At 65.7% G+C, this 17,724-nt stretch carries 13 protein-coding genes and 3 tRNA genes; 5 read left to right on the top strand and 11 right to left on the bottom strand.

What is annotated here, in order from left to right:
- Positions 1 to 256: transposase (locus tag P2T65_RS15975; protein WP_276198947.1), on the bottom strand; the 256-nt coding region annotated here is incomplete at its 3' end.
- A 296-nt stretch (positions 257 to 552) separates the two neighbouring features.
- On the opposite strand from P2T65_RS15975, the gene P2T65_RS15970 reads away from it, so the two are divergent.
- The gene (locus P2T65_RS15970; protein WP_063186269.1) at positions 553 to 795 is read left to right on the top strand and encodes a hypothetical protein; all 243 of its coding nucleotides are present in this window, start codon (positions 553 to 555) and stop codon (positions 793 to 795) included.
- A gap of 226 nt (positions 796 to 1,021) precedes the next feature.
- Here the strand turns inward: P2T65_RS15970 and P2T65_RS15965 are convergent.
- From P2T65_RS15965 to P2T65_RS15930, 8 genes are all read right to left on the bottom strand, one after another.
- Positions 1,022 to 1,098: transfer RNA gene (locus P2T65_RS15965), tRNA-Asp, on the bottom strand.
- An 839-nt stretch (positions 1,099 to 1,937) separates the two neighbouring features.
- A tRNA-Val gene (locus tag P2T65_RS15960) sits at positions 1,938 to 2,013 on the bottom strand.
- Positions 2,014 to 2,121: 108 nt separating this feature from the next.
- Positions 2,122 to 2,400, bottom strand: coding sequence for an HU family DNA-binding protein (locus tag P2T65_RS15955; RefSeq protein ID WP_019403281.1), 279 nt, complete (start codon positions 2,398 to 2,400; stop codon positions 2,122 to 2,124).
- Positions 2,401 to 2,702: 302 nt separating this feature from the next.
- Complete coding sequence (gene lon / locus P2T65_RS15950; RefSeq protein WP_055458355.1) at positions 2,703 to 5,132, bottom strand: endopeptidase La; 2,430 nt, start codon at positions 5,130 to 5,132, stop codon at positions 2,703 to 2,705.
- A 248-nt stretch (positions 5,133 to 5,380) separates the two neighbouring features.
- On the bottom strand, positions 5,381 to 6,646 hold the full coding sequence (gene clpX / locus P2T65_RS15945; protein ID WP_055458356.1) for an ATP-dependent Clp protease ATP-binding subunit ClpX: 1,266 nt from the start codon (positions 6,644 to 6,646) through the stop codon (positions 5,381 to 5,383).
- Between the two features lie 236 nt (positions 6,647 to 6,882).
- Positions 6,883 to 7,506: an ATP-dependent Clp protease proteolytic subunit gene (locus P2T65_RS15940; protein WP_019403284.1), complete on the bottom strand. Its 624-nt coding sequence runs from the start codon at positions 7,504 to 7,506 to the stop codon at positions 6,883 to 6,885.
- Between the two features lie 85 nt (positions 7,507 to 7,591).
- Positions 7,592 to 8,995 carry a trigger factor gene (tig, locus tag P2T65_RS15935; protein WP_276200167.1) on the bottom strand — a complete coding sequence of 468 codons (1,404 nt, stop codon included), beginning with the start codon at positions 8,993 to 8,995 and terminating at the stop codon, positions 7,592 to 7,594.
- Between the two features lie 74 nt (positions 8,996 to 9,069).
- Positions 9,070 to 9,155, bottom strand: a tRNA-Leu gene (locus P2T65_RS15930).
- Positions 9,156 to 9,367: 212 nt separating this feature from the next.
- On the opposite strand from P2T65_RS15930, the gene P2T65_RS15925 reads away from it, so the two are divergent.
- Positions 9,368 to 10,783: a multicopper oxidase family protein gene (locus P2T65_RS15925; protein WP_276200166.1), complete on the top strand. Its 1,416-nt coding sequence runs from the start codon at positions 9,368 to 9,370 to the stop codon at positions 10,781 to 10,783.
- Between the two features lie 43 nt (positions 10,784 to 10,826).
- Here the strand turns inward: P2T65_RS15925 and P2T65_RS15920 are convergent, their stop codons facing one another.
- On the bottom strand, positions 10,827 to 12,314 hold the full coding sequence (locus tag P2T65_RS15920) for an NAD(P)H-hydrate dehydratase (protein WP_276200165.1): 1,488 nt from the start codon (positions 12,312 to 12,314) through the stop codon (positions 10,827 to 10,829).
- 205 nt (positions 12,315 to 12,519) lie between these two features.
- Between P2T65_RS15920 and P2T65_RS15915 the strand changes: the two genes are divergently transcribed.
- The 3 genes from P2T65_RS15915 to P2T65_RS15905 all read left to right on the top strand — a co-directional run bounded on the left by P2T65_RS15915 (position 12,520) and on the right by P2T65_RS15905 (position 16,559).
- Positions 12,520 to 12,858 (top strand): P-II family nitrogen regulator, encoded by a 339-nt coding sequence (locus P2T65_RS15915; protein WP_019403288.1) that lies wholly within the window; start codon positions 12,520 to 12,522, stop codon positions 12,856 to 12,858.
- A 58-nt stretch (positions 12,859 to 12,916) separates the two neighbouring features.
- Positions 12,917 to 14,326, top strand: a complete 1,410-nt coding sequence (gene glnA / locus P2T65_RS15910) for a type I glutamate--ammonia ligase (protein WP_055458360.1) — start codon at positions 12,917 to 12,919, stop codon at positions 14,324 to 14,326.
- A 244-nt stretch (positions 14,327 to 14,570) separates the two neighbouring features.
- Complete coding sequence (locus tag P2T65_RS15905) at positions 14,571 to 16,559, top strand: PhoX family phosphatase (protein WP_071923747.1); 1,989 nt, start codon at positions 14,571 to 14,573, stop codon at positions 16,557 to 16,559.
- A 69-nt stretch (positions 16,560 to 16,628) separates the two neighbouring features.
- On the opposite strand, the gene P2T65_RS15900 is transcribed toward P2T65_RS15905, so the two are convergent.
- Positions 16,629 to 17,699: a BMP family ABC transporter substrate-binding protein gene (locus tag P2T65_RS15900; protein WP_055458361.1), complete on the bottom strand. Its 1,071-nt coding sequence runs from the start codon at positions 17,697 to 17,699 to the stop codon at positions 16,629 to 16,631.
- Positions 17,700 to 17,724 lie beyond the last annotated feature (25 nt).

Raw genomic sequence — 17,724 nt, 5'->3', positions numbered from 1 at the left:
CATCGTAAGCCCTTGTGATCGCGTCCATGAGCCGATCCCAGACGCCCGCCTTCCGCCATCGGTTGAAGCGGTTGTAGATCGTGGTCGGCGGCCCGTAGCGCGCCGGCATGTCCGCCCACGGCGCGCCCGAGCGCAGGCACCAGAAGATGCCATTGAGAACCCGCCGGTCATCCACGCGAGGCACGCCCCGCGACTTGTTGGGAAGGTGAGGCCGGATCGCCTCCCATTCGAAATCCGTCAGATCGTAGCGGCCCATCGCAAAGCTCCCGAAAAGGAGCTTGAATCACAATCGCCACCGTCAGGGAACCCAGAGCCGTTTATGGGTTTACGGCCTAGGCAGCCGAAGCTGCTGTCTTCCCTCTCGCTTCCGTGACATTTAAAATTGTATTCAATTATTATGACAATCGACGATATTAATCGATTGTCATTTTACGTCATCGGAAACGTAGACAAGAATATCATACCAGAACATTATAGAAAATACCTCCTGCTTATGTCGCAAGAGCCCTTGGGCGACTGAGGCGGAGTCTGATTACAGCTGGGGAGGTTTTTATGTTTCGCATTTTCATCCTGCTCGGCGTCATTGCGCTTGGCGCATGCAATACGACAGCTGCCCAGCGGCAAGTCTGGGTTCGCAGCGACGGGCGCGTCATCCAGCCTGGAAGTGCGGACGAACGGCGCGCCAACAGGGTCCTGACAGAATGCCGGCAGCGGGCCTTGGCGAGCAGCGATGCCGGCAAGACGATGCACAGCTGCATGAACGGCCGCGGCTACAAGCTGATCACGACCCCCTGAGGGGCCGTCGACGAAAGCGCAGCCGCCCGGCGCCGAAGCCGGGCGGTCAACGACATGGAAACGGGACGGATTGGGTATCCTGCCATCCGAGATTGGCAGAGGTTGCAGGAAAGCTCCTCGGGCAACCGGCTCGGACATAGACCACGGTCCGGACAGTCGACGTCACGTTCCCGTCGCCGCAGGATCGAGTCTGGAACTTCGAGGCTCTGATTTTCGAGGGAGAAAGTGGCGGGAGTGACGGGGCTCGAACCCGCGGCCTCCGGCGTGACAGGCCGGCGCTCTAACCAACTGAGCTACACCCCCGCGGCGAACGTCTCGTTCGCTGTGGTGGCGCTGACTTAAGACCCGTCTCCGGCCCTGTCAAGCACCTTGACTGCATCCCTGTGAAAACCCTTCCGAACACCCCTTCCCGCCTGTGGACAGCGGCTGCCGCCGCTCGCAATGGCCGTTCTTCGCAAGGCCGAGCGCGAGCATCCGATTCACCCTGGACGACCTGCAGGGCACGTCTCGCGGGGCGAAGCGTTGCCTCTTTCCGCTCCTCCGAATCCGCTGCCCCAATGGGCCCGCGCAACGAGACAAGGCCACCGCCTCACCAAGGCGGACCGGCCCCTCCCCGCTTCATCGCGGCCGCGCATCGATGGCAGCCACGGCCGGATGACGCAGGACATCGGCCCCCGCGGACAGCAACCGGATCTGACTTCGAGAGACAAGCATATGACCGAACCAGCCCACGGCGGGCTTGCGCGCCACGCCGACATAGCGAAGCCCCGACCGCATTCCTTGGGGGGCATGGATGCGATCAGGGCTCGCCGCGGAGGTCACAGAACACCGCTTGGAGAATATGGGGTTCACCGCCCCATATTCAACGTCCCAGATCGCCAGGAGAAATCGCAATCGATGCCCGTGCCGCGGCCGGGACGGGGCCGTGCCGGCGGAAAATCGGCACATGTTCTGCCGGGTTCGGCAAGCGGCCGCCCGTCCCCCGCTGCACGGGACCGACCGGCGGGCGGCGCGGAAGGAGCCCAAAGACAGGCCGGCGCCTCATCTCAGGACTGGCCTGCGCACGCCATGTCCGGCGCTATCCCCCGCCACTGCAAGATCGCGGAACAAACGTTCAAGGCTGATATTTCAAGGACTTCAGGTGGTGGGCGGTGACGGACTCGAACCGCCGACCCTCTCGGTGTAAACGAGATGCTCTACCGACTGAGCTAACCGCCCATTGTCCCAGTGTTTAGGGGCGAGCCGGGCCCTCCGCAAGGGCTCTGGCCGCATCCCGCGTGAGCGAACGGCCGAATAGCCTCATGCGATCGGCTCGCCCCTGTAACGTCACTTGCCGTTGACGGCGTCCTTGAGAGCGGCACCCGCCTTGAACTTGGGCGCCTTGGACGCCGGCACGGGGATCGTCTCGCCCGTACGCGGATTGCGCGCCGTACCGGCCGCTCGGTCGGCGACCGCAAAGGTGCCGAACCCGACCAGCTTCACTTCGTCACCCTTCTTCAGAGCGCCCGTGATCGCGTCAATCGCCGCGTCGATCGCCTCGGTGGCCTGGGTCTTCGTGAGGCCCGCCTTCTCGGCGACGGCCGAGACGAGTTCACCTTTGTTCATGTTGTCCTCCTTGCATTCGCGCCGTCACAGCTGCGAACCGAATGCGCCACATGGCGCGGACACGTCCGCCCGCAACAGCGGCGGCACGCTCAACCCCGATGCCGCAGAATCCCAAGAAATGCAACGGTTACAGGCTGCAAAACCACAAAAAAGCACCCGTGTCGCGCACTAACGACGCCCAAATTCGGCCCCGAAGGTGCGATGCCGGCTTGTCCTTGGCTGACAAGCGAATCGCGGCTCTTCAGCGAAGGAGGCGGGGTCCGTGGATCCCGCCTCCTGCGATTCCGTCCTAGCATCCCGGCTCAGTGAGCGACGAGACCCGTGCCATCCTCATCGCTGGATGCGACCGCGCCCTTCCGGGAGGCCGCCTCCTCGTCCCAGACGATCGCCTCGGGCTGACGCACCAGAGCATGGGCAAGCACCTGCTCCATGCGCGACACGGGGACGATCTCGAGGCCGTTCTTCACCGAAGCCGGGATGTCCGCCAGATCCTTGGCGTTGTCCTCGGGGATCAGCACCTTCTTGATGCCACCGCGCAAAGCGGCGAGGAGCTTTTCCTTGAGGCCGCCGATCGGCAGAACCCGTCCGCGCAGCGTGACCTCGCCGGTCATCGCGACGTCGCGGCGCACCGGAATGCCCGTGAGCGTCGAGACGATGGCAGTCGCCATGGCAATGCCGGCCGACGGGCCGTCCTTCGGGGTCGCGCCTTCCGGAACGTGCACGTGGATGTCACGCCGCTCGAACAGCGGGGGCTCGATGCCGAAGTCGACCGCGCGCGAGCGGACATAGGACGCCGCTGCAGAGATCGATTCCTTCATCACGTCCCGCAGGTTGCCGGTGACGGTCATCTTGCCCTTGCCGGGCATCATGATGCCTTCGATCGTCAGGAGCTCGCCGCCGACCTCGGTCCAGGCGAGACCGGTGACGGTGCCCACCTGATCCTCAGCCTCGATCTCGCCATAGCGGAACTTCGGCGCGCCGAGATAGTCGGAGATGTTGTCAGCCGTAACGCTGATCCTCTTCTTCTTGGTGAGGATGATCTCCTTCACCGCCTTGCGGATGAGATTGGCAATCTCGCGCTCGAGATTGCGCACGCCCGCCTCTCGCGTGTAGCGGCGGATGAGGATGAGCAGTCCGGCATCGTCGATCTCCCATTCCTTCGGCTGCAGGCCGTGCTTGGCCAGCGCGTTGGGAATGAGATGCCGCCGGGCAATCTCGGCCTTCTCCTCTTCCGTGTAGCCGGCGATACGGATCACTTCCATGCGGTCAAGCAGGGCCGGCGGGATGTTGAGCGTGTTCGCCGTCGTCACGAACATCACGTTCGACAGGTCGTAGTCGACCTCGAGATAATGGTCGTTGAACGACGAGTTCTGCTCAGGATCCAGCACCTCGAGCAGGGCCGAGGCCGGATCGCCGCGGAAGTCCATGCCCAGCTTGTCGATCTCGTCGAGCAGGATGAGCGGATTGGACGTCTTGGCCTTGCGCATCGACTGGATGATCTTGCCGGGCAGCGAGCCGATATAGGTGCGCCGGTGGCCGCGGATCTCGGCCTCGTCCCGCACGCCGCCGAGCGACATGCGCACGAACTCGCGCCCCGTCGCCTTGGCGATGGACTTGCCGAGCGAGGTCTTGCCGACGCCCGGAGGTCCGACGAGGCACAGGATCGGGCCCGTCAGCTTGTTGGCGCGCTGCTGCACGGCAAGATATTCGACGATGCGCTCCTTGACCTTGTCGAGGCCGAAGTGGTCGGTGTCCAGCACCTCCTGGGCGAGGTTCAGGTCCTTCTTGACGCGCGAGCGCTTGCCCCACGGGATACCGAGCAGCCAGTCGAGATAGTTGCGCACCACCGTCGCCTCGGCCGACATGGGAGACATCTGGCGCAGCTTCTTCAGCTCGCCCTGCGCCTTCTCGCGCGCCTCCTTGGTCAGCTTGGTCTTCTCGATGCGCTCTTCCAGCTCGGCGAGCTCATCGCGACCGTCCTCGTCGCCAAGCTCCTTCTGGATCGCCTTCATCTGCTCGTTGAGGTAGTACTCGCGCTGGGTCTTCTCCATCTGGCGCTTGACGCGCGTGCGGATGCGCTTCTCCACCTGCAGGACGGAGATCTCGCTTTCCATCAGGCCGAGAGCCTTCTCGAGCCGCTCTGCGACCGACGTCGTCTCGAGGATCGCCTGCTTGTCGGCGATCTTGACGGCGAGATGCGAGGCGACCGTGTCAGCGAGCTTCGAGGGATCGTCGATCTGCGTCACCGCGGAGACGACCTCGGGTGAAACCTTCTTGTTCAGCTTGACGTAGTTCTCGAATTCCGAGACCACGGAGCGAGCGAGCGCCTCCGTCTCCACCGCATTGCCGGCCGATTCGGCGAGCACCTCGGCCTCGGCCTCGTAATAGTCGTCGCTGCGGGTGTACTGGCGCACCTTGGCGCGGCCGGCACCCTCGACAAGGACCTTCACGGTGCCGTCGGGCAGCTTGAGGAGCTGCAGCACGCTCGCCACGGTGCCGACCTGGTAGATCGCGTCCGTCGCCGGATCATCGTCAGAGGCGTTGATTTGCGTCGCGAGCAGAATGTGCCCGTCGCTCTTGACCACTTCCTCGAGCGCGCGGATCGACTTCTCGCGGCCGACAAAGAGCGGCACGATCATGTGCGGGAATACGACGATATCGCGCAGGGGCAAGACCGGATAGACGGCAACAGTGCCCGGGATGGCCGGCTGGCGGGGCTTGGAATTGGTCATAGCCCTCAGTTCCTTTCCTTTGCGCCCGCCCCCGCCCCGATGGGCCGACAACGGACGGATTGTCGGGCGCGCTCACCGCGGCTGCGGCTGCCCCGACACACCTTGCCGGCACCTCTTCTAAGAGCATGCCGGCACCGGGTGTTGGGCGTTAGGTGGCGTCCCGTGCCGTATGTTTCAAGAAAGGACGCAGGGCCAGCTCGCAAAACGGTGATCGGCCCTGCTCCGTGCAACCGGCGAGCGAGCGCCCGTCAGGCGCTGGCGCTCGTTTCCGCCTGTCGATCCGCATAGATGAACAAGGGCTTGGCCTTGCCCTCGACCACCTCGGGGCTGATGACGATCTGCTCCACACCCTCGAGACCCGGCAGGTCGTACATCGTGTCGAGCAGGATGCCCTCCATGATGGACCTGAGGCCGCGAGCACCCGTCTTGCGCTCGATCGCCTTGCGGGCAATGAGCAGAAGCGCCTCGTCAGAAAAGGTGAGTTCGACGTTCTCCATGTCGAAGAGCCGCTGGTACTGCTTGACCAGCGCGTTCTTCGGCTCCCTGAGAATCTTCGTCAAAGCGTCCTCGTCGAGATCCTCGAGCGTCGCGATGACCGGCAGGCGGCCGACGAATTCGGGGATGAGGCCGAACTTCAAGAGATCCTCCGGCTCGACCTCGCGGAAGATTTCGCCCGTGCGCCGGTCATCCGGAGCCTGCACATTGGCACCGAAGCCGATCGAAGTGCCCTTGCCGCGTGCACTGATGATGCGCTCGAGCCCGGCGAAGGCACCGCCGCAGATGAACAGGATATTGGTGGTGTCGACCTGCAGGAACTCCTGCTGCGGGTGCTTGCGCCCGCCCTGCGGCGGCACCGAAGCCACCGTGCCCTCCATGATCTTCAGGAGCGCCTGCTGCACGCCCTCGCCCGACACGTCGCGGGTGATCGAAGGATTGTCGGACTTGCGCGAGATCTTGTCGATCTCGTCGATGTAGACGATGCCGCGCTGGGCCCGCTCGACGTTGTAGTCGGAGGCCTGCAGGAGCTTGAGGATGATGTTCTCGACATCCTCGCCGACATAGCCGGCCTCCGTCAGGGTGGTGGCATCCGCCATCGTGAACGGCACATCGAGGATACGCGCCAGCGTCTGGGCGAGCAGCGTCTTGCCCGAACCCGTCGGGCCGACGAGCAGGATGTTCGACTTCGCAAGTTCGACGTCATTGTGCTTCGTCGCATGCGCGAGGCGCTTGTAGTGGTTGTGCACCGCGACGGAGAGCACCTTCTTGGCATGGTCCTGGCCGATCACGTAATCGTCGAGAACCTTGCTGATCTCCTTCGGCGTCGGCACGCCATCGCGGGATTTCACCAGCGAGGACTTGGATTCCTCGCGGATGATGTCCATGCACAGTTCCACACACTCGTCGCAGATGAACACGGTCGGTCCAGCGATGAGCTTGCGGACCTCGTGCTGGCTCTTGCCGCAAAATGAGCAGTAGAGCGTGCTCTTGGCGTCGCCACCGCTGGTCTTGCTCATGGTCCGTCTCCGCTCGATCCGCCCGTGCCGCACCACGCGGTACGAGCGTCATCACATCTTCATATAGGCGTCGATCTAAGAAAGGGTAATTCCGCGATCTTCGCCCGGCGCCAGCGCGCCGATTCATTCGATGACGGCTACCATGCAAACATGGTGCCGCATGCCGATCAACAGAAATGGGACGGCACGCCGGAGCCGGCGCCCGTCCCCTGACCCGTCCTTGGGGACAACCGCGATCAGGCCGCCACCTCCGGGCGCGTCGCCAGGACCTGGTCGATGAGGCCGAAGTCGCGAGCCGCATCCGCGGTCATGAAGAAATCGCGCTCCAGAGCCTGCTCGATGGAGACGAGATCCTTGCCCGTGTGTTTCACGTAGATCTCGTTGAGGCGGCGCTTCAGCGCCTCGATTTCGCGCGCGTGGATGAGAATGTCCGTCGCCTGGCCCTGGAAGCCGCCCGAAGGCTGATGCACCATGATGCGCGCATTCGGCAGCGCGAAACGCTGTCCGGCCTCGCCCGCGGCAAGAAGCAGCGAGCCCATGGAGGCCGCCTGGCCGATGCACAGCGTCGAAACGGGACAGCGGATGAACTGCATCGTGTCGTAGATGGACAGCCCCGACGTCACCACACCACCGGGGGAATTGATGTAGAAGGAGATTTCCTTCTTCGGGTTCTCGGCCTCGAGGAACAGCAGCTGCGCCACGATGAGCGAGGCCGAATAATCCTCCACCGGGCCGGTGAGGAAGATGATTCGCTCGCGCAGCAGGCGGGAATAGATATCGAACGCACGCTCGCCGCGGTTGGACTGCTCCACCACCATCGGCACGAGCGTGTTGTTATAGACCTCTAACGGATCCCTCATCGTCTTCCTCGTCGGTTCCGAATGCCCGCGGCCGTGAACCGACCCTGCGGGCGATCCTGCAGCGAATCGCCCGCAGGATAGCCTGTTACGCCTTCTTCTTGGACTTGGAGGCCTTCTTGGCCTTCTTGCCCTCGTCCGCGCCAGCCTCGCCGTCCTCGTCGTCCGAGAACAGAGCCTCGCGCGACACTGTCTTTTCCGTCACCTTGACCTGGCCGAGGACGTGGTCGACCACCTTCTCCTCGAAGATCGGGGCGCGGATCTCGGCAAGCGCCTGCGGGTTCTTGCGATAATAGTCCCACACGGCCTTCTCCTGGCCGGGGAACTGGCGGGCGCGCTCGATGACGGCCTGCGTCACCTCGTCGTCCGTGATCTTTACATCGGCCTTCTCGCCGATTTCCGCAAGGACCAGCCCCAGTCGCACGCGCCGCTCGGCGATGCGGCGGTATTCGGCGCGCGCCTCTTCCTCCGTCGTGTCCTCGTCGGCGAAGGTCTTGCCGGACTGCTTCATCTCGGCTTCGACCTGGTTCCACACGCCGGCGAATTCCTGCTCGACGAGGCTCGGCGGCAGGTCGAAGGTATACTGCTCGTCGAGGGCGTCGAGCAGGATGCGCTTGAGCTTGCGGCGGGATTGGGCGGCGAAGTCGCGCCCGATCGCCTCGCGCACGGCGTCCTTGAGCTTGTCGAGCGACTCCATGCCGAAGCCCTTGGCGAGCTCGTCGTCGATCTTGAGCGCGTCCGGGGCCTCGACCGCCTTGACCTTCACGGCAAAGGTCGCAGCCTTGCCGGCGAGGTTTGGCGCCAGGTAATTCTCCGGGAAGGAGACGTTGACCGTGCGGTCTTCGCCAGCCCTGGCGCCGACCAGTTGCTCCTCAAAGCCGGGGATGAAGGAGTTCGAGCCGATCTCGACCTTGATGTCCTCGGCCGAGCCGCCTTCGAAGGCCTCGCCGTCGATGGTGCCGACGAAGTCGACCGTCAGGCGGTCGCCGTTTTCGGCCGCATCGTCCTTTGGCGAGAAGCTGCGGTTCTGCTTGGCCATGCGCTCCAGCGCCTCGTCGACCTCAGCGTCACCGATCTCGGCGACCTCCTTGGTCAGCTCGATGCCGGAGAAGTCCTTGATCTCGATCTGCGGCAGCACCTCGAGCGCGACGGTGAAGGCAAGATCCGCCTTCGCCTCCATCACGGCCTCGATCTCGTCCTTGTTCTCGGGGAATGTGACCTGAGGCTCCTGGGCGAGCTTGAGCGAATGCTCCGCGACGATCTGGCGGTTGGCGTCGTTGACGGCGTTCTGCACCACGTCCGCCATCACGGCGCGGCCATAGAGCCGGCGCAGGTGCGTCAGCGGCACCTTGCCCGGGCGGAAGCCGTTGATGCGGACACGATCTTTCAGTCCGGCCAGCTCGCCCGTGAGCTTCGTTTCCAGATCGGCGGCCGGCACGACCACCTTGAACTCGCGTTTGAGCCCCTCGGACAGGGTTTGCGTCGCCTGCATCTTTACAGCTCTATTCCGTTCGCTCTGAATGATCATTCACAAGGGTCGGCCGCGCCGAACCTCACCAAGGCGCATGGTGCGGGCGGAGGGCCTCGAACCCCCACGACTTGTCGTCACTGGAACCTAAATCCAGCGCGTCTACCAATTCCGCCACGCCCGCAACCGGAGTCTCGCCCTGCGGCCAAGACCCCTTCCGGGACGGGGCTCTATATCATGACAGAAGGGTGATGCAGCAAAAAAATGACGCGCGCCGCCTTTTGTGCCCGGCGCCCCGGCGCAGCAGCATGGCGAGGGCGGAAAAATGCTGCCGCGCCCTCGTGCCGGACGGCGCTTCGCGTTAGATCTGGGCCTTCCGACAAAGCGATGGTCTCCATGGCGCCATTCGAGGCAACGACGATTTCCTCTCGCTCCCATACCACCGCCATGGCCCGTCGCACATTCGTGAAGGCACTCGGCGGGCTTGCGCTGTTCACGGGCACAACGCGCAGAGCCTGCGCTCAGCCGGCTGCCGGAGGCGGCGCCCGCCTTGTCGCGGCGCCCGCGAGGGTACCGCTCAATCCGTCCGCCGCAGGCCCCGCGGACCTATGGAGCTTCACAGGCGATGCCGCGGGGGCACGGCTGCGCGCGCCACTTGGCGAAGCCCTCGCGCTGCACCTCACCAACGAGCTGCCGCAGCCCGTCTCCATGCATGTCCTCGGCCTGCGGACCGAGAATGCGCTTGACGGAGCGGCGCCACTTGCGGGGGATGCCGTGCCGCCCGGCGGGGAGCGCTCGCTTACCCTCACGCCGGTCCGGCCGGGTACGTTCCTTCTCCGCCCGGCCGTCCTCGCCCATGCCGCCGAGCAATCTGCCCGCGGGCTCTATGGCACGCTCATCGTCCCCGAGCCGGAATCGATCGCGGTGGACGAGGACGTGATCGTCGTCCTGTCCGACTGGGCGCTCGAGAAGAGCGGCGCCCTGCGGGCGAGCTTCGGCACCGCGGAGGACGCGGGGCTCGCCGGCCGGCTCGGCAACTGGCTGACGGTGAACGGCGTGACGCCGCCGCAGGCGGTAAGGCTGCCGCAGCGCGGCCGTGCGCGGCTGCGCCTCGTCAATGCCGCGAACGCGCGCATCTTCACGCTGCGCTTCGACGCCATGGAGGCGGAGGTCATCGCCGTCGACAGCATTGCCGTCGAGCCCTTCGCTCCGGCCCGCGCGATGCTGACGCTGCTGCCCGGCGGGCGCCTCGACGTCGTCGTCACGCCGGGCGAAGGCGCGACCGTCAGCGGCCTGTTCGGCACGTCGACGGTGCCGCTCGTCACGTTCGCGGCGACCGGTGCCCCGTCGCCGCATGCCGATGAACCGCGGCCGGCATTGGCGGCACCGGATCTGCCGGCCGCCATCGACCTTGCCGCCGCCCTGCGCGCGGAGGCGGTAATCGGCGGCGGCCTCGACCCGAACCGGCCGGCGACCGATGCCGATGTCACGCGCCTCTGGCAGGTCAACGGTGCCGCCTTTACAGACCAGCGCGAGCCGCTGCTGCGCGTGCCGCGCGGCAAGCCAGCCGTGCTGGCCTTCACCAACCAGACCGCCTTCGTGCAGGCCCTGCACATCCACGGGCACCATGTGCGGCTGCTGCATCCGCTCGACGACGGCTGGGAGCCCTACTGGCTCGACACGTTCGCCGTGCCGCCCGGGCGCACGGTGCGGATCGCCTTCGTCGCCGACAATCCGGGCCGCTGGCTGATCGGCTCGGCCATCCTCGACCGGCTGCCGGCCGGCCTCGCCACCTGGTACGAGGTGACGTGAGGCGGTGATTCAAGAAGCCATCCCTTCCCGCTGAAAACGAAGGCTAATCCAGCAACGTCCGCCACACCTGCGGCAGCATCTCCGGCAGGTCCTCGGCGATGAGGCCCGGCCCGAAGGCAGCGGCCGCCGCTCCGTGCATCCACACGCCGGCGCAGGCGGCCACGAAGGTCGGCATCTCCTGGGCCATGAGGCCGCCGATGATGCCGGCGAGCACGTCGCCCGTCCCGGCCGTCGCGAGCCAAGGCGGTGCGTTTTCGTTGATGGCGGCGCGTCCGTCCGGCGCGGCGATGACCGTGTCGGGGCCCTTGAGCACGACAACGGCCCCGCTCGCCGCGGCGGCGGCCCGGGCCCGCTCCAGCTTGGATCGCGCCTGCGCGACGCCCCCGGGCTCCCCGAACAGCCTTGCGAACTCGCCCTCGTGCGGCGTCAGCACGACGCCAGCCGGCGCAGCGGAGGTCACCACCTGCCACAGGCCGGCGAGATTGTTCGAAAAGCTCGTCAGCGCATCCGCATCGAGCACGAGGTGCCGGCGCGCGGCGGCGGCCACCTCGACCATACGGCGCGTCTCCTCGCCAATGCCCAGCGCCGGACCGAGAACGAGCGCCGAGAAGCGCGCATCTGTCAGCAGGTCGGCGAGCTGTTCGGCACCATCGACGGCGCGCACCATGATGGCGGTCAGATGCCCCGCATTGATGGCGACGGCCGCCGGCGGCGAGGCGACGGTCACGAGCCCGGCCCCGGCCCTCAGGCCGGCTCGCGCGGCAAGGCGCGCCGCGCCCGTCCGCGCCGGCCCGCCGGAGGCGACGACGAGATGGCCGCGCTTGTATTTATGACCCGCCGCATCCGGGCGCGGCAGCTTGTCCCGCCAGAGGCCGGGAGCGTTCGCGGCCGTCCGCACATCGAGCGCGGCCACCGTCGCGTCGGCGATGCCGATGTCCGCAACATGCACGCGGCCACAATGTTCGCGTCCCGGCAGCAGCAGATGGCCGGGCTTGCGCCGGGCGAAAGTCACCGTCTCGTCAGCCCTGACGGCGCAGCCCCGCACGGTGCCGGTGTCGCCGTCGATGCCGGAGGGCACGTCGACCGCGACGACCTGGGCGCTGGCGGCATTCACTGCCGCGATCACCGCATCGAGCGGCGCGGCGATATCGCGCGCGAGCCCGGCGCCGAAGATGGCGTCGACGATGATATCGACACCGTCGGCACGCCAGCCCGCGAGCGGCAGGACCTCGCCTTGCCAGCCGCGGGCCGCCTCGGCGGCGTCACCCGTCAGCCGGTCCGGCGGCACGAGGGCGTGGACGGCCACATCGTGGCCCGCCGCCGCGAGCAGGCGCGCGACGACGAAGCCGTCGCCGCCATTGTTGCCGGGCCCGCAGAGAACGGCGATGCGCTGGGGTCCTGCCACCCCGGCGAGCACCCGCTCGGCCACCGCCTGCCCCGCCCGTTCCATCAGCACGATGCCCGGCGTGCCACCGGCTATGGTGCGCCCATCCGCCGCAGCCATCTCGGCGCAGGTCATGAGCTCAAGCATCGGGCATTCTGCCGCTGCGATGGCAGCCCCCTCGCCGGGGTCGATGAAAAAAGTAGCATCTGCACAATTTTTAGCCTCCAAATGTCGTCTGGCTGCAACATTGCGTGGCAGGGAGCGGCCAATTCCCCGTGGCAGGCCGATCGGCTTTGATGGTAAGAGCCACACGAGCTGTTTGCACTGACTGATCCTGCGGAGGCTGCACGGCATGAAGAAGATCGAAGCGATCATCAAACCCTTCAAGCTCGACGAGGTGAAGGAGGCGCTTCAGGACGTCGGCCTGCAGGGTATCACCGTCATCGAAGCCAAGGGTTTCGGCCGCCAGAAGGGCCATACCGAGCTCTACCGCGGGGCGGAATACGTCGTCGACTTTCTGCCCAAGGTGAAGATCGAGATCGTTCTTGCCGACGAGATGGTCGACCGGGCGGTCGAGGCCATCCGCAAGGCGGCCCAGACGGGCCGGATCGGAGATGGCAAGATTTTTGTATCCACGGTCGAGGAGGTCATCCGCATCCGCACCGGCGAGACCGGCACGGACGCGATTTGATCCGACCTACGCCACCCCACGGGCCGCAGACGGCCAGTTCCACTAGAGGATGATAATGATGAAGAGCGCTAAGGACGTGCTCAAGCTGATCAAGGACGAAGACATCAAGTATGTCGACTTCCGCTTTACCGATCCGCGTGGCAAGTGGCAGCACGTCACCTTCGATGTGTCGATGATCGACGAAGACATCTTCGCCGAAGGCACGATGTTCGACGGCTCTTCGATCGCCGGCTGGAAGGCCATCAACGAATCCGACATGCTCCTCATGCCGGACCCGGCCACCGCCACCGTCGATCCATTCTTCTCGGCCGCGACGCTCTCCATCGTCTGCGACGTTCTCGAGCCGACCACGGGCGAGGCCTACAACCGCGACCCGCGCGGCATCGCCAAGAAGGCCGAGGCCTTCCTGCAGTCGACCGGCATCGGCGACACGATCTATGTCGGCCCCGAGGCGGAGTTCTTCGTCTTCGACGACGTCAAGTTCACGGCCACCCCTTATAACACGGGCTTCAAGCTCGATGCGGCGGAGCTGCCGATCAACGGCGACACGGACTATGAGGGCGGCAACCTCGGCCACCGCATCCCGACGAAGGGCGGCTACTTCCCCGTGCCGCCGCTCGATTCCGGACAGGACATGCGTGGCGAGATGCTCGCGGCCATGGCTGCCATGGGCGTCAAGGTCGAGAAGCACCACCATGAGGTCGCCTCGGCCCAGCACGAGCTCGGCATGAAGTTCGACACGCTGACGCTGATGGCCGACCAGATGCAGGTCTACAAGTACTGCATCCACAACGTGGCCCAGAGCTACGGCAAGTCGGCCACTTTCATGCCGAAGCCGGTCTATGGCGACAACGGCTCGGGCATGCACGTGCACCAGTCGATCTGGAAGGGCGGCAAGCCGCTGTTCGCCGGCAACAAGTATGCCGACCTCAGCCAGGAATGCCTGTGGTACATCGGCGGCATCATCAAGCACGCCAAGGCCATCAACGCCTTCACCAACCCGTCGACCAACTCCTACAAGCGTCTGGTCCCGGGCTTCGAGGCGCCGGTGCTGCTCGCCTACTCCTCGCGCAACCGCTCGGCCTCCTGCCGCATTCCGTGGACGAACTCGCCGAAGGCCAAGCGCGTCGAGGTGCGTTTCCCCGACCCGACGGCGAACCCCTACCTCGGTTTCGCGGCCCTGCTCATGGCCGGCCTCGACGGCATCCTGAACAAGATCGACCCCGGCTCGGCGATGGACAAGGATCTCTACGACCTGCCGCCGCGCGAGCTGAAGAAGATCCCGACCGTCTGCGCCAGCCTGCGCGAGGCGCTGCAGTCCCTCGACAAGGACCGCGCCTTCCTCAAGGCCGGCGGCGTGTTCAGCGACGACTTCATCGACGCCTATATCGAACTCAAGATGCAGGACGTCATCCGCTTCGAGCACACGCCGCACCCGGTCGAGTTCGACATGTACTACTCGGTCTGATGCAGCGCGGGGGGCCCTTCCGGCCGCCCGCACCGGAATATGGCAGCCGGGGTCTTCGGGCCCCGGCTGTTTCGTTTCAGGGTCCTTCTCCACCGTGGCCTGGGTCTCGCAGGCGCCATGGCCGATGGAGAAACGTCGTCTGCGGGCGTCATCGGTTACAGTCGATCGCGGGACGTAGTGTCATCCATCGGACATGCCCCGGCCCTAACTGTGAGCGGCTGATTTTCCATCGGGGGATCCCAGGATGACCGACGCTGAGCTGACTCGCTCCCAGGCTTACGAGGAATCAGAGAACCTCGGCCGCAACACGAGCGACAATCCCAGCATGGGCGAGATCATCGCCCGGCGCTTCAGCCGCCGCGACCTGATGCGCGGGGCGCTGGCCGTCACCGCCATTTCGGCCACCGTCTCGCCGCTGGCGCTCGCCACGGCCGAAAAGGCGCGCGCCGAGACCGACGCATCGGCCTTCCGCTTCAAGGAGCCGGCGGCGGGTGTCGACGAGCGGCATCATGTCGCCGAGGGCCATGACGCCGACATTCTCATCCGCTGGGGCGACCCCGTGCTGCCCGGCGCGCCGGCGTTCGATCCGAAGAGCCAGAGCGCCGAGGCGCAGGCCGGGCAGTTCGGCTACAATAACGACTTCCTCGGCTACATCCCCCTGCCCGGCGCCGCCGACCCGTCGGCGCACGGCCTCCTCGTCGTGAACCACGAATACACCAACGAGGAGCTGATGTTTCCGGGCATCCCGCCCCAGCACACCAAGGACGTCCGTTTCAAGGACATGACGAAGGCGCTCGTCGACATCGAGATGATGGCGCACGGCGGCTCGGTCATCGAAGTCCGCAAGGTGAACGGCAAGTGGCAGGTGGTGCCGGATTCGAAATATGCGCGCCGCATTACCGCCGAGACGGAAATGGAGATCACCGGCCCGGCCGCCGGCGCCGAGCGCATGAAGACCTCCTACGATGCCGAGGGGCGCAAGGTGCGCGGCATGCTCAACAACTGCGCCGGCGGCATCACGCCCTGGGGCACGTGGCTGACGTGCGAGGAGAACTTCAACGGCTACTTCTGGGGCAAGGCCGACGGCCACCCCGAGGAGGCGGCGCTGAAGCGCTACGGCGTGCCCGGCAATTCCTACAACTGGGGCCAGCACTACGACCGCTTCGACCTCGCCAAGGAGCCGAACGAATCGAACCGCTTCGGCTGGGTGGTGGAGATCGACCCGCTCGACCCCACCTCGGTGCCGAAGAAGCGCACGGCCATGGGCCGCTTCAAGCACGAGGGCGCGGCGAACATCGTCAACAAGGACCGACGCTTCGTCGTCTACCAGGGCGACGACGAGCGCTTCGACTACGTCTACAAGTTCGTCACCGAAGGCCGGGTCGATCCGGCCGACCGCGCCGCCAACATGGACCTGCTCGACAGGGGCACGCTGCATGTCGCCCGCTATGACGCCGACGGCACTGGCGAATGGCTGCCGCTCGTCTTCGGCGAGGGGCCGCTGACGGCGGCAAACGGCTTTGCCAGCCAGGCCGATGTCGTCATCGAGGCGCGCCGCGCCGCCGATCTCCTCGGCGCCACCAAGATGGACCGGCCGGAGGACGTCGAGGCCAATCCGCAGACCGACAAGGTCTATGTGATGCTGACCAACAACGCGCGCCGCAAGGCCGAACAGGTCGACGCCGCCAATCCGCGCGCCAACAACGAGTTCGGCCACATCATCGAGATGCTGCCGGAGGGCGGCGATCATGCGGCGCGCAAGTTCACCTGGGAAATCCTCGTCAAATGTGGCGACCCCTCGATCGCCGACGTCGGCGCCACATTCTCCTCGGCGACGAGCAAGGACGGCTGGTTCGGCATGCCGGACAACTGCGCCATCGACAGCGAGGGGCGCCTGTGGGTGTCGACGGACGGCATGTCCGAAAAGAGCACAGGCCGCACCGACGGGCTTTTCGCTCTCGACACGGAAGGCGCGGCGCGCGGCACCTCCAAGCTGTTCTTCCGTTGCCCGGCGGGTGCGGAGCTCTGCGGCCCCATGCCGACGCCGGACCTCACCACCTTCTTTGTCGCCGTGCAGCACCCCGGCGACGATGGCAAGGACTGGTCGGCCTTCGGCCGCATCTCGACCTTCGACGATCCGGCGACGCGGTGGCCGGATTTCCAGGACGGCATGCCGCCTCGCCCGTCGATTGTCGCCATCACGAAGCGGGGCGGCGGCAAGATCGCCGGCTGAGTGCTCCGTTAAGACGCAAACGGCCGGCGCCTTTGCGCCGGCCGTTCCGCCTGCAGTCCCTGCCGCCGTCTACTGCGGCAGCTTGTCCTCGATACCCTTCACATAGAAATTCATGCCGAGCACCTGCTCGTCTGATAGAGCCGCGCCACCCTTGCACTCCACCTCGCTGCCGTCCTGCCTGAATACGGGGCACTTGAAAGGATTGAGCTTGCCGGAACGGATCGCCTCCTCCGTCTCCTCGGCCATCTTCTTCACATCATCCGGCATGTTGGTGTAGGGCGCCATCTTCACCATGCCGCTGTCGAGGCCACCCCAGGTGTCCTCGGACTTCCAGGTGCCGTCGAGCACGGCCTTGGTGCGGGCGACGTAATAGTCGTTCCAGTTGTCGACGATCGCGGTCAGCTGCGTCTTGGGCGCGAAGCGAATCATGTCCGACGCCTGGCCGAAGCCGAAATGGCCGCGCGCCTCGGCCGCCTGCAGGGGCGCCGGGCTGTCGGTGTGCTGGGCCATCACGTCGACGCCCTGGTCGAGCAGCGCCTTGGCGGCGTCCGCCTCCTTGCCCGGATCATACCAGGAATTGGCCCAGACCACCTTGATCTTGATGTCCGGCCGCACCGACTGGGCGCCGAGGAAATAGGCGTTGATGCCGGCGACGACCTCGGGGATCGGATAGGCGCCGACATAGCCGATGACGCCCGTCTTCGACATCCTGGCCGCGATCTGGCCGATGACATAGCGGCCCTCATGGAACTTCGCCGCATAGGTGGACACATTGTCGGCGCGCTTGATGCCGGTGGCGTGCTCGAACTTCACGCCCGGATATTTCTTCGCCACCTTGAGCGTCGGCTCCATGTAGCCGAAGGAGGTGGTGAAGATGAGCTTGTGGCCGGTGCGGGCGAGCTGCTCGATGGCGCGCTCTGAATCGGCCTCCGGCACGCTCTCGACGTAGCTCGTCTCGACCTTGTCGCCGAGCGCCTTCTCGATGGCCTTGCGGCCGACATCGTGCTGGTAGCTCCAGCCGTGGTCACCGACCGGCCCCACATAGATGAAGCCGACCTTGAGCTTGTCCTGCGCGCTGGCAGCGCCGGCAACGAGCGCCATGGCCGCCGTCGCCAGAAGATGGGTGAATAGACGCTTCATCGTGGGTCCCTGTCACTCGAATGGG

The organism is Chelatococcus sp. XZ-Ab1, assembly GCF_029309855.1.
In the GTDB taxonomy this organism is placed as follows: Bacteria; Pseudomonadota; Alphaproteobacteria; order Rhizobiales; family Beijerinckiaceae; genus Chelatococcus_A; species Chelatococcus_A sambhunathii.
This window is presented reverse-complemented; position numbering and strand designations above follow the sequence as displayed.

What these genes read in the sequence shown, in the direction of transcription:
- P2T65_RS15970 (WP_063186269.1), top strand. Translation starts at nt 553, where the DNA reads ATGTTTCGCATTTTCATCCTGCTCGGCGTCATTGCGCTTGGCGCATGC.
- P2T65_RS15955 (WP_019403281.1), bottom strand. Translation starts at nt 2,400, where the DNA reads ATGAACAAAGGTGAACTCGTCTCGGCCGTCGCCGAGAAGGCGGGCCTC.
- lon (WP_055458355.1), bottom strand. Translation starts at nt 5,132, where the DNA reads ATGACCAATTCCAAGCCCCGCCAGCCGGCCATCCCGGGCACTGTTGCC.
- clpX (WP_055458356.1), bottom strand. Translation starts at nt 6,646, where the DNA reads ATGAGCAAGACCAGCGGTGGCGACGCCAAGAGCACGCTCTACTGCTCA.
- P2T65_RS15940 (WP_019403284.1), bottom strand. Translation starts at nt 7,506, where the DNA reads ATGAGGGATCCGTTAGAGGTCTATAACAACACGCTCGTGCCGATGGTG.
- tig (WP_276200167.1), bottom strand. Translation starts at nt 8,995, where the DNA reads ATGCAGGCGACGCAAACCCTGTCCGAGGGGCTCAAACGCGAGTTCAAG.
- P2T65_RS15925 (WP_276200166.1), top strand. Translation starts at nt 9,368, where the DNA reads ATGGCGCCATTCGAGGCAACGACGATTTCCTCTCGCTCCCATACCACC.
- P2T65_RS15920 (WP_276200165.1), bottom strand. Translation starts at nt 12,314, where the DNA reads ATGCTTGAGCTCATGACCTGCGCCGAGATGGCTGCGGCGGATGGGCGC.
- P2T65_RS15915 (WP_019403288.1), top strand. Translation starts at nt 12,520, where the DNA reads ATGAAGAAGATCGAAGCGATCATCAAACCCTTCAAGCTCGACGAGGTG.
- glnA (WP_055458360.1), top strand. Translation starts at nt 12,917, where the DNA reads ATGAAGAGCGCTAAGGACGTGCTCAAGCTGATCAAGGACGAAGACATC.
- P2T65_RS15905 (WP_071923747.1), top strand. Translation starts at nt 14,571, where the DNA reads ATGACCGACGCTGAGCTGACTCGCTCCCAGGCTTACGAGGAATCAGAG.
- P2T65_RS15900 (WP_055458361.1), bottom strand. Translation starts at nt 17,699, where the DNA reads ATGAAGCGTCTATTCACCCATCTTCTGGCGACGGCGGCCATGGCGCTC.